This window comes from Chthonomonas calidirosea T49, from assembly GCF_000427095.1.
Lineage (GTDB): Bacteria > Armatimonadota > Chthonomonadetes > Chthonomonadales > Chthonomonadaceae > Chthonomonas > Chthonomonas calidirosea.
Map to the genome: position 1 here is coordinate 1,305,793 of NC_021487.1, position 11,368 is coordinate 1,317,160.

Annotated in this window: 10 protein-coding genes; 3 read left to right on the forward strand and 7 right to left on the reverse strand. The window is 55.3% G+C overall.

The features are described from left to right. Positions 1-379 precede the first annotated feature (379 nt). The 3 genes from ruvB to CCALI_RS05520 are packed head-to-tail and all read right to left on the reverse strand — an operon-like array spanning position 380 to position 4,480. Entirely contained in the window at positions 380-1,393 is a 1,014-nt protein-coding gene (gene ruvB / locus CCALI_RS05510) for a Holliday junction branch migration DNA helicase RuvB (RefSeq protein ID WP_044949906.1), read from the reverse strand. A gap of 28 nt (positions 1,394-1,421) precedes the next feature. Next, positions 1,422-2,510, reverse strand: a complete 1,089-nt coding sequence (locus CCALI_RS05515) for an NAD(P)/FAD-dependent oxidoreductase (protein WP_016482483.1) — start codon at positions 2,508-2,510, stop codon at positions 1,422-1,424. A gap of 8 nt (positions 2,511-2,518) precedes the next feature. Then, on the reverse strand, positions 2,519-4,480 hold the full coding sequence (locus CCALI_RS05520) for an Rne/Rng family ribonuclease (protein WP_425481265.1): 1,962 nt from the start codon (positions 4,478-4,480) through the stop codon (positions 2,519-2,521). 1,622 nt (positions 4,481-6,102) lie between these two features. On the opposite strand from CCALI_RS05520, the gene CCALI_RS05525 reads away from it, so the two are divergent. The 3 genes from CCALI_RS05525 (at position 6,103) to CCALI_RS05535 (ending at position 8,484) form a co-directional block, all read left to right on the forward strand. After that, on the forward strand, positions 6,103-6,426 hold the full coding sequence (locus tag CCALI_RS05525) for a hypothetical protein (protein ID WP_044948922.1): 324 nt from the start codon (positions 6,103-6,105) through the stop codon (positions 6,424-6,426). Positions 6,427-6,530: 104 nt separating this feature from the next. After that, complete coding sequence (locus CCALI_RS05530) at positions 6,531-7,700, forward strand: DUF4185 domain-containing protein (RefSeq protein ID WP_016482486.1); 1,170 nt, start codon at positions 6,531-6,533, stop codon at positions 7,698-7,700. 19 nt (positions 7,701-7,719) lie between these two features. Continuing rightward, positions 7,720-8,484: a phytanoyl-CoA dioxygenase family protein gene (locus CCALI_RS05535; protein WP_016482487.1), complete on the forward strand. Its 765-nt coding sequence runs from the start codon at positions 7,720-7,722 to the stop codon at positions 8,482-8,484. Positions 8,485-8,493: 9 nt separating this feature from the next. On the opposite strand, the gene tsaB is transcribed toward CCALI_RS05535, so the two are convergent. From tsaB to CCALI_RS05555, 4 genes are read right to left on the reverse strand one after another with little or no spacing between them, the layout of a single operon-like run. Continuing rightward, a complete protein-coding gene (tsaB, locus tag CCALI_RS14940; RefSeq protein ID WP_016482488.1) occupies positions 8,494-9,234 on the reverse strand; it encodes a tRNA (adenosine(37)-N6)-threonylcarbamoyltransferase complex dimerization subunit type 1 TsaB in 741 nt (246 codons plus the stop codon). Beyond that, positions 9,221-9,703, reverse strand: a complete 483-nt coding sequence (gene tsaE / locus CCALI_RS05545; RefSeq protein WP_016482489.1) for a tRNA (adenosine(37)-N6)-threonylcarbamoyltransferase complex ATPase subunit type 1 TsaE — start codon at positions 9,701-9,703, stop codon at positions 9,221-9,223. Before tsaE ends, tsaB begins: the two co-directional genes overlap by 14 nt. Then, positions 9,700-10,437 (reverse strand): orotidine-5'-phosphate decarboxylase, encoded by a 738-nt coding sequence (gene pyrF, locus CCALI_RS05550; protein ID WP_016482490.1) that lies wholly within the window; start codon positions 10,435-10,437, stop codon positions 9,700-9,702. Before pyrF ends, tsaE begins: the two co-directional genes overlap by 4 nt. A gap of 2 nt (positions 10,438-10,439) precedes the next feature. Then, positions 10,440-11,258, reverse strand: a complete 819-nt coding sequence (locus tag CCALI_RS05555; RefSeq protein ID WP_016482491.1) for a M55 family metallopeptidase — start codon at positions 11,256-11,258, stop codon at positions 10,440-10,442. Between the last annotated feature and the right edge of the window lie 110 nt (positions 11,259-11,368).

The following is an 11,368-nucleotide window of genomic DNA, read 5'->3' on the forward strand; positions in this document are numbered from 1 at the left end:
GCCCTATGATAACCCGCCTCAAAAAACAGCTTTCCTAGAAGACAGAAGAATGTCATATGGAAAGGGAGAGGCCAAAGTCAGGCCCTTATCTCCTCCCATGTACGAGGGGACACAAGGGACTTCGACAAGATTTATTCCAACAGAGAACCATCGGGGAACTTAAAGGAGCAATCGATAAAACCGTCTTGGCCGTCTTTAGGCGCACGGATCCATCCATGCAAGCACTTTCCTTACGAAATCGCCCTTGGATTGTGGCGATTCGGTTGAGCGCGACTTCAACGCCGTCAGCATCCTAAACAGGGTGAGGATACCCTCGCTGCACGTACCCTCCTCCACGCTACAGATGAAAACAGACCAAGAGGGCGGATTCGACATGCTGTTAGAAGAGCTGTCCCTGTCCCGCTTCCTGCTCACCATCCCGCTTAGCGGGATATGGCAGCCCCAAATGTTCACAGGCGGCCTTTGTAACGGCGCGCCCCCGGCTTGTGCGGTTTAAAAAGCCGAGTTGCATGAGGTAAGGCTCGTAGAGGTCTTCGATGGTATCGCGCTCCTCTCCTAGCATGGCAGCCAACGTTTCAAGCCCCACCGGCCCACCGTCAAACTTTTCGACAATGGCCGTTAATAACCTTCTGTCGAACTGATCGAGGCCCAGAGCGTCAATCTCAAGCATCTGCAGGGCACGGATGGCAACCTCCCGCGTTACCACCCCATCTGCCCGCACCTGAGCGTAGTCACGCACCCTCCGCAAAAGCCGATTGGCGATTCTGGGGGTTCCGCGTGCGCGTCGTGCGATCTCCTCGGCTCCCTCCTTCTCAATCGCCACGTTGAGGATGTCGGCGGAACGCAAAACGATGGTTGTAAGCTCCTCCTGCGTGTAAAACTCGAAACTGCAGTGAATGCCGAAGCGGCTTCGCATGGGAGAGGAGATCAGCCCCGCACGTGTCGTGGCACCAACAAGCGTAAACGGCGGAATGTTGAGGGCGATTGTACGTGCCGAAGGCCCTTGTCCTATCACCACATCGAGCCGAAAATCCTCCATTGCCGAATAGAGCACCTCCTCCACCACACGACTCAACCGATGGATTTCGTCAATGAAGAAGACGCTCTGATCCTCTAGCGATGTCAATATCGCGGCCAAATCGCCCGGCTTTTCCAGCGCAGGGCCGGAGGTGGTGTGGATGGGAACCCCCATCTCGTTGGCAATAATATGGCTTAGCGTTGTTTTTCCTAAGCCAGGAGGCCCATACAGCAACACGTGATCGAGCGCCTCACCGCGTTCGCGGGCGGCCTCAATGGCGATGGTTAAGTTCTGTTTGATCTTCTGCTGCCCGATCATCTCACGCAAAAAGCGAGGGCGCAGTGAAAGCTCCGCCGTATCTTCTGGTAGCTCCATTGGGCTAATAAAACGGCTATCCTCTTTCTTACGCAACGTTGTGCCCTCCTATTCGGGCGAGGATGGCCTCCGCCGTTTCTAATCCAGACAGATAGGCCTGATGAATACGGCCCCCCTCCGGGCGGGTTCCATCCCCTGCCACATAGATCAAGGAATCGACCGCAGGCGGATTGATCATCTCAAAAGGCATCATGCCGCGCGGTTGCGAGTAGCGCCAACGCTTCACCTGCACCCACAGCGGACGTTCATAGGTTTCACCAAACAGTCGTTTCAACTCGTTTAGCGTTCTTCCCACTACCATTGCTTCTGCCTCTTCAAAGCAGACCCTGCTCATCGCTGGCCCCCACTGGGCGACCAGTAGGCTCTCCCCATGCGGTGCCCGCTCCGGTGCTTTGAGGTGCTCAAATGCCAACCATAGCAGCGTTTCAGAACGATCTTCTGCCAAAAGCGCATAAGCAGGCGGTTCCGGCAGCCCTGGCCCATACCCCAAAAGCACGGAAAGGCAGGGCACATACTCCACCTCGCGCAGAGCACGCACCCTATCAAGGGTCTGTTGGGTTCCTCGCATCCAGAGCGCGCTTTCCGCCAATAAGCTCGCCGCTTGTGGCAGCGGTGCAGTCAGCACGGCGAAATCGGCACGCATAAGTTCACGTCCCTCCCCATCTTTTAAAACCACCTCTTCCCCCTCTTCTGCCAGCCGAGCCACCGGCGTCTCCAAATGCAGGGCGATCCACTCTTTGGGCAAACGCGCCAGAAGGAGTTTCGCCAAGGTCGTCAGGCCGTAACGGTAGGCGTATTTGGAGATCGCTTCGTGCCTGGGATCGGGCGGCAAGATCTCGCCATTGGCACGCCAAAGCCGCACGGGAGCCACTATCGGCACAAGGTCTGCCGTATCTAACTCCTCTAGCAGTAGGTTCACGAAGGCAGGTTCCGTTGTCTTGATGTTCTGGGCGCCGTGGTCTACAATGCACCCTTCAATGCGCCGCGTAGCCACACGCCCCCCTATCCCACGACTTTTTTCGTAAATATGCACCTGAATCCCTTCGGAACACTGCAGTAAGGCCTGTGCCGCACTTAACCCCGTAATGCCGGCCCCCACAATGGCTACAATCGTCATTTCTGTTTCTACTTCTCTTCTAGGGGGCGATTCGTGCCTGGGATTAGCTGTGCCATTGCATACGAGCGCCTTACCAGCAAAATACGCGCTTTTGCTCGCTGCCCAATGAACCGATACCCATCGTCGAGGTCGAGCATTTGGCCATCGGCCCAGCCAATGCAGTGATTGCCCTCCTTCAGCAAAGAGCGACGAATGCGGCATTCTACCACCTGCGCTCGCTTAATTCCGATGCGGCTCTTCTCAAAAGAGGCGATCTCGCCGGCTTCAATAAGATATTTCTCGATCACTGCCTCCTCTGAAGCCCGGATGTAAAGCGCTTTCTCCAGCTCTCGCTCCATCTCCTCCACCGTCGCTCCGTCTGGCCCGATCAGAAACTCGGCCACGTCGGGATGGCAGGTAATACGAAAAGCCTCTTTCTTTGCATACTTCGGATCGGCCACCATGCGCCGAAGATCTCGTTCCACCTCCAACGAGACGCTCTCTGCCGAGGGCAGATGGCCGCGCCCCTTACAAAGGGGGCACTCTTCGCTTAGAAAGTTCAGCAGGTTATCCGCCGTGCGTTTACGGGTCATCTCCACCAATCCTAAACGGCTCATAGGGGAGACTTTCGTACGAGAGCGATCCTTCTTTAGCGCAGCCTCCAACGCTTTCACCACCGCAGTCCTATCACGCGGGTTGCTCATATCAATAAAATCTATGACGATGATTCCCCCGATGTCACGGAGACGCAGCTGCCGCGCTATCTCCTCAGCAGCCTCTAGGTTGGTTTTAAATATCGTTTCGGCAAGGCTACTTCCCCCTACGTTTTTACTCGTGTTTACGTCAATAACGGTGAGCGCCTCCGTCTCATCAATCACTAAGGAGCCACCGGATTTAAGGTAGACCTTGCGCCTCAGGTTTTTCTCGATCTGCTCCTCAATTTTGTAGTAATCGAAGATAGGCTGTACCCCATCGTAAAGCTGTACACGCCCGATGAGCTTTGGCGAGATGCGCTCCAACAGCGCATTGGCCTTCTCGTACTCCGCTGGGTCATCTATCACCAAGCGCTGCACATCGGAGCTAAAAATGTCGCGAATGGTTTTATAGAGGAGGGTGAGGTCTTGCATCACCAAGGCAGGTGCCTCCACCTCTTGAGCACGCTGCTGTATCTGCTGCCAACTTTGCAACAAAAACTGTAGGTCGGCTTCGAGTTCGGCTTCCGTTTTATCCTCTGCTTCCGTGCGCACGATCAAACCAAAACCAGGACGGCGTAGCCTCTCTCCAATACGCTTTAGCCGTTCTCGCTCTTTAGGGTCTTCGATCTTACGAGACACACCCAGCAATTCGGCACCGGGCATCAGCACCACATAGCGCCCCGGCAGGGTAATGCGGGTGGAGACACGAGCGCCTTTTGTGCTGCGCGGCCCCTTGATCACCTGCACCAAAAGCTCTTGCCCCACCTTAAGCACATCGCTGATGCTCTGCCGTCGCAAAACCGAGCGCCGAAACTGGCGACGCGGTCGCCACCGCACGCGAGGGGTCGCTTCTGGCTCCTCATCGGCTGCCTCCTCTGCGGCCTCAGCGGTCTCTAGCGCCTCCTGGATGATCTCCTCTGTGGCGCTCTGCGCTCTCTCTGCCTCTTCGTCCTCCTCCAAAGCCTCCGCCTCTATGTCTACGTCTAGAGCGTCCGCATCACCGTTTTCGACCTCGGCAAGCCCCATAGGCAGCATGGCCCCTGGCAAATCAGAGGAAGACTCAGCAGCCACCTGCGTATTCTCCCCGGAGAGCGCCCCAGCCTCCTGCCCCATAACGCGATTCGGCAGCACATCGCCCACGTAGAGAAAGGCGTTGCGTTCTAGCCCAATATCTACGAAGGCGGCATCCATGCCAGGCAAAACGTTCATCACACGGCACTTATAGAGGCTACCTACCAAACGCTCGGAGCGCTCTATCTGCAGTTCCATCAGTTTGCCATCTTCTACAACAGCAATGCGTGTTTCTCTTTCCCCCACATTTACGATGATCTCTTTGACCAATCGTCAACTCCTTTCTCCGGCAAAAACACCTGAAATCCTACTACGATTCTAGCATACAAACTTCTATCCCACCCTCCTAGGGGATCGATCAAAATAAGGTCGGCTCCTGCTATTTGCGAGTGTCGCGCATCCATTTGGCTCACATCAAGCAATATGCCGTCGGATATGCAAAGTGCCTGCAACCATAACACTGCGATACTCGATGTGCAACGTGAAATCGCGCAAGTGATTGTTTAATGAGGGAGACTTGGAATAAACCTGCTGTTCTCTCAGCAGTAGCCTAGGGGAGCGGCCATAATTGGCAACGATAATGTTTAAAACCTTTCTAACAATTTAGCCCATTCCGAAAGGTGAAGCAAAACCCGTGAGGGGAAAAGCGAATCCAGAAATAGCCGACACCGAACCTTCCATTGTCCCTCATGTGGAACACAGTAAGCCCGTACTCCCGCCCAAAAGGACAGGACGACCGCAAGGAAGGCAGTTGGGCATGCGGGTATGGGATACCGGAAAAAGCAAATGCCATTCCGTAATGGGACGGATAGGGAGGGATCGAGGAGGTAACCCGACATCATCCCGCCCTAAAGGGAGCAAACTTCCAGTTGGTCTCTCTTTGCACGAGAGTTTGTGGAACCTTTTGGACGGGGGACACGCAAATGACGACCATGCAAGGTTGGTGCGGCCTCTGACCAGACGGTGGATTAGAACGGCACCGCTCGGTCGAAGCGCACCGAACGGTAAGAGGGCTGCAAACGCGCCTTGCAGAGGCCATGCAGCAAGGGCACTGGGGAAGGTGAAGAAATTTTGCGATGGCTGCTAACCTATGCGTTCAGCGGTAAAGTGCTTGCCGTTAGATGAGCTACTGCAAACCAAAATGAAAAAACCGGGCGTAGATGGGGAAACATCTGAGACACTTCGGATGCCAAAGCCAAAGTGGTGCGAAATAGCATGCCGGCTCCCGTCCCAGGAGGCTTTGCAGAGACTTAAGCCGTATGCGGAGAAATCTGCACGTACGGTTCTTAAGGAAGGATGGCGTAGCAGTGTACCGTCCTTACCCAATAGCATGTCAAACCGCAAATTTTGGAGTTTTTTTATGGCTAGAGGGCGGAAACTCTTGACAACGTAGAAACGGTATGTTATAATGTAAGTGTGAACAAGAGAGCAAGCCCGAAATGGGCACAAAGCTTCAAGCTTTGGAAACTCTGTTCACACAATACTCCGAAAGGAGGGAGCGACGATGCGCGCTTCAAAAAGTCGTGGAACGCGGAGCTGTACTCGTCTGGACGAAGAGGGCTTAACACCACCGGACAGTTTTGCCGGGGCACGGTGCTGAGGCCCGACCCGTCCTAGATGTCGCCGGTAAAGGTTCCCTAGAGAACCATATCTTACGGCGAAACGTGCTACGCGACGGCAACGCGCACGGGAAAGTCGGTCCCCTCTAGCAGTTAAATGCCCCATCATCCAAATTTCAAAAACCCTGCAGCAACCACTGCAGGGTTTTTGCTTTCATCCTGAAACCTCACCGCCTCTGGCTCCGTAGTTGTGTTAGATTGCCGCTTGCTTGAAGGAAAAGAATACCGATGAGCCGATGGAACGTGGGTGTATTTGGAATGCGAATGCTCTCCCGCCCTCTACGACGATGGTTGAATGTACCGCAAGGACTGTCGTTGATGCGATCCAAACAGATACCCTGGCGCTATAAGCTGCTCGCCCTAGGACTAGGCGCTCTGATAACCGCTCTGCTCATGGCGCTGGAACTGCCGGTGGAATCGCTGTTAGCTACCCTGCTTATAGGACTGCCTATAGATATCTCTGTGGACGGCCTTGAGGCCATCCTAGGCCCTATTGTATTCGGATCAGCGCTCCTACCCCTCGTACTTCCCCGACAGCAGTTGCAGGAGTAGGTCACCGCACCTCCCCTAGCAGCTCCCTTGCTCTTTTTACAGCAGGTTATTTGCGATGACACGTCGAATACGTCGAGAAAACATAGGAGAGAATATTCTTACTCGTGCGATCGGCTCTGAACAAAGGATTACTTTGTGGCTTTACCATCGCGATGGCGCTTTTATCAGCCAGCAGCGTTGGTGCACAAAACTCGACGCGTTCCGCTAACCTCCCAAAAGTGAAAATCCTCTCTGTAAAGAACGAGGGGTTGCTCTTCACCGACAACAACGCCGGCGTCAGCGGTGTAGATGTGGCTAGCTCGATCCCGGTTGGGAATCGAGCACTATGGCTTTTTGGGGATGTGTTCCTTCTCGGCCCAGTAGAAGCCCCCATCCAAAGCTATGTGGGCAATGTCAGCAATTGTGGACTTTGGGTGCCTCTAGAACATGGGGTGGCCCCGCTTCATCACTACCGTTTCATCTGCGACACCTCAACCCAGCTTGCCCGCCAGCTCATACCGCTAGAACATGGAGAGGCAAACGAGACGCGCCTTTGGCCATCCAGCGGATGGTACGATGCCCACACGCATCGGCTCTACGTCTACTACTCCATCAACAAAGTGGTCGGTTCGGGTGCCTTCGGGTTTAAGGTCGAGGGTTATGGACTCGCCTGTGCCTCTCCTCCCGATCGATCGCTGCAATTTACTCGTCTCCACATAAAATCTCAAAGCTCTCTTTGGTGGCCTCTCGATTCCGGAGCGGCCTTCGGATGTGCCGTTATAGACGACAACGCCGATCCCTACCTCTATATCGTTGGCGTGGACGATCGGCAAGGACACCACTACGGGAAGTTAGCCCGCGTGTTAAAATCGCGCATCGCAGACCTCCAAGCCTATGAGTACTTCGCCGGCTACGGAGAGAGTCCACAGACGCCCCGCTGGAGCAAGCATGTTCAAGACGCGGCCGATGTGGAAGGACTTAAGGACTTCCCCAACGAACTTTCCATCACTTACAACACCTATCTGGGCGCCTATCTCGCCGTCTATTCGGAAGGGGTCTTTTCTCAAAGAGCGCTCCTGTGTGAAGCTTCAAAGCCTTGGGGACCCTATCGCCCCATCGGTGAGATCAGCACACCCCATAGGGCTTTCGAAAACGCTTTCTGCTACGCTTGCAAAGAACACCCAGAACTTGCCGAGCAAAACGGCCGCATCATCTATATAACCTATGTAGACAGCGAGCGCTACTGGCCACAGCTGCTAAGAGTTACGCTGCAAAAGCAAACGAACACACCTTAGGGATCGAGGAGGTTTCCTTATGACTGCCAACGCAATATCAACAGAATGGCGCTCTTACTGGCGCCTCACCCCTGAACAGGTCGCTCAGTACCAACGCGATGGGTATGTGCTGTTCCACCAACCCCTTTTTTCTCAAGAGAAGTTTGCCCGTCTTAAAGCCATTTTCGAGGAGAACCTTGAACGCTACGGGCCCGACAACCTCGACGTAATTCACTTTCGCGATCCGAGACTGCTCGAGTTTCTCTTATCAGATGAAGTGCTAGACCTGGTCGAGCCGGTTGTTGGCCCAAATATTGGGCTTTGGAGTAGCCATTTCATCTGCAAACCGCCCTATACGGGCAAAGCCACTCCGTGGCATGAGGATTCAGCCTACTGGAACGGCCGCGTCTCCACGATGGCCGGCATCTGCACTGTCTGGCTCGCCATAGATGAGGCCACCCCGGAAAACGGCTGCATGCGCGTGATTCCCGGTACCCACAACAACGGTTTCTCTGAATACGAGCCGGTAGATACCGCTCAAAACATCTTTGGATCGCAGATTCGCCCCGAACTGATAGATGAAAGCAAAGCGGTCTACTTTGCCCTACAGCCGGGGGAGTGCAGCCTGCATGAAGCGCGGCTTATTCATGGTGCGCGTGCTAACACATCGCCGAAACGCCGCGCCGGCTACACAATGCGCTATTTCCCCACCTCCAGCAAAGTCTATCCGGAACGCAATCAGGGTCATAAGATATGGTTGGCGCGGGGTGTAGACCTGGCCGGCAACCGCTATGAGAACGCTTAGCGGCAGGCTCTAGCGACGTTTTGGTGTAGAGATGGGTGGGGGCGCGATATAGGCAGGAACGAGCGTTACTGGGCTTTCACCCACCTCTCCTTGCTCTTTGCGCCGCCAAGCAAGCCTACCTATGGTGGAGGCACGAGGGGATTCGAGGCAAAACGCAGCCAACGATAGGCGCTCTGAAAACCAACTCTTCCACTGGCAGAAGATGTCGGCTGCCGCAGGGCCGCAAAGGATCCATGGCTTCTCTTTAAACCCTTCAATCTGTTTTACTAACTCGTTCACGGAGAACGCAGCTGGCTCTACGAGAGCCCTCGGCAAAACGTCAGACACATCGTAGAGCGCCGCATATACTACCCCGGCACGACATGGCAGCACCACTAAAACAACGGTTTCGTGCAGACCCAAATATTCGGCGGCCAACGCCTCAAGCGCGTTAACCCCGAAGAGAGGACGCCCATAGACCTCGGCAAAGACCTTGGCGGTCATCACCCCGATACGTGTGCCAGTGAAGGAACCTGGGCCTATGCCGACGGCAAAGGTACCTATTTCCTCCAAAGTGACATAGGCGTCGTTACAGAGCCCCTCCAGAGTTGCCGGCAGGTTCTCCGATAGATGCATCTCATGACGAAACGTGCGTTCGGCCTGCAGCTGCCCTTCACACAACACGGCAAAGCTGCAGACATCGCCTGAAGTCTCGATGGCCAGAAGCGTCCCCGACGTTCGGCCGGTGCTGGGCTCTTCAGATCTGGCCATGTTGCACGATCCTTTCCAATGTCTCCAGCAAGGCGACAGCTCGCTCGCCTTTCGCCTGCAGATGCAGCAAGCGTAACTCCTGTTCGGGGAGAGGAGCCTCGAAATAGATCTCGAGCCGATCTTCGGGCAACAGCGCGGCGATTCGATCGGCCCACTCCACCGCGAACACGGCAGGGCGTGTAAAATACTCCTCCAACCCTAGGGTGGCCGCAGCGGCGGCATCGTCGAGCCGATAGGCATCTATATGAATCAAAGGAATCGGTCCATGATACTCTTGAATGAGGGCGAACGTCGGGCTAGTTACAGGCTCTTGCAGGTTCATGCCTTCGCCAAGAGCGCGAACGAAAAAGGTTTTTCCCGTCCCCAAAGCTCCGGTAAGCGCCAGCACGTCGCCGACTTGTACCGCCTTCCCCAACGCTTGCCCGCAGCGCCGCATCTGGTTTTGGTCGGAAATAGAGAGGGTTCTCATGACTCCTCCAAAGCACCTTGTATCTCTTCAGCAATACGTTGTGCTGCCTCCACAGGGTTCTGCGCGGTGAGAATGGGACGCCCGATCACTAGATAGCTCGCTCCGCGTCGAACGGCTTCGGCTGGGGTAAGCGTGCGCGCCTGGTCGTCGGCCATCCTCAGAGCCGGTCGCACCCCGGGTGTAATAAAGAGATGGCTGGGATCAGGAAAAGCAGCGCGCAGCGCGACAAGCTCCTGCGGAGAGGCCACGACGCCCCCACAACCGCTCTGGAAGGCAAGACGGGCTAGATGGACAACTAGCTCCTCCATCGGCTCGTCTATTCGTAACTCCTGCTTCAACACCGTTGGCGAGAGGCTGGTAAGCACGGTTACCCCCAACAATAGGGGCGGCTCTCGCTGCGCCTCTTGGGCTGCCTCTAGAGCAGCTTGGTAGGCCGCTTCTAGCATCTTGCTTCCTCCAAATGTGTGCAGTGTGATCGCCCACACCCCCAAACAGGCAAGTTTGCGAACGGCACCCACCACCGTGTTGGGAATGTCGTGAAGCTTCACATCGAGGAATATCTTTTTTGCGCCTGCAGCTTGTAAACGGGGCACAACGCTGGGGCCTTCGGCCATCAGCAGCTCAAGCCCCACTTTGAAAACCCCTACATGCTCGCGAAGACGCTCCACATGCCGAAGAGCTACATCGGCACTTGGTACATCCAGCGCACAGATAATCCGCTCCCTTGGGCTCACGCCTATCCTCCCATGGGCCAAAACTGATCCCAGGCCTGCCAGAAAGAATCGGCGCGCGAGCAGATAAGGCGCGACCCAATGCGCTCCACCCCTTTCTTCCCCAAAAAGTCGTTTGCCCTATCTGGCGTAGCCAGCTCGACCTCAAAGGTAACTGGTGGGTCGAATTTGAGAGGTTTTGGCCAGTCGCGCCGCGTGAGCGCGCTGTAGACTCGCCCCTCGATAAGCGCACAAGCATCGCTCGCCGGCAGATGACGGGCGCTAAAGCGCCCTAGTCCTATCTTTACTGGCGCTTGAACCACCTGAGGCCCTATCAACTCCGTTACCTCTTTACAGGTCGCTGCATCTCCTGACACAAAGACACAAGGGGTGTTGAAGTCGCCACAGATAGCCGCAATAATTCCCGACTCGCCCACCAACGTCCCGTTAATGCGAGCGTTGTACCAGCTTTGCGACGAAACTGTATGGCAGAGAACCCCATCTGGTGTTCCAGCCATCGCATGGGCGCCCACAAACAACGCTGCATCACAACCGGCCTCCAACGGAGCGATATAACGCGCCCATGGATAACCTAATACATACTCGGCACCGCTCTCAAGACGCTCCGGTATCAGGCTCTTAAAGCTCCACGGCCCGCCAGCCCCGTGGCCATCCACCACTACGATTTCCGTAGCTCCAGCCCGTTTGCAACCGCGTACGGCCGCGTTTACCTCTTCCGTATAGAGCCGACGCCCCTCCTCATAGAGAGGTGCTCCGCCGTTTACCTGTTCCCAAACGGAGATGCCGGCAACGCCTTCCATGTCACACCAAAGCATAACTCGCATAGGGCAAACTCCTTTCGTTAGACTGCCTCTGCTTTCAATCTGCCGTCTAAGTTTACCCCAGCCGTAGCAAAGCCAATTTTCACCTTGCTATGCAAGCACCGATAACACAG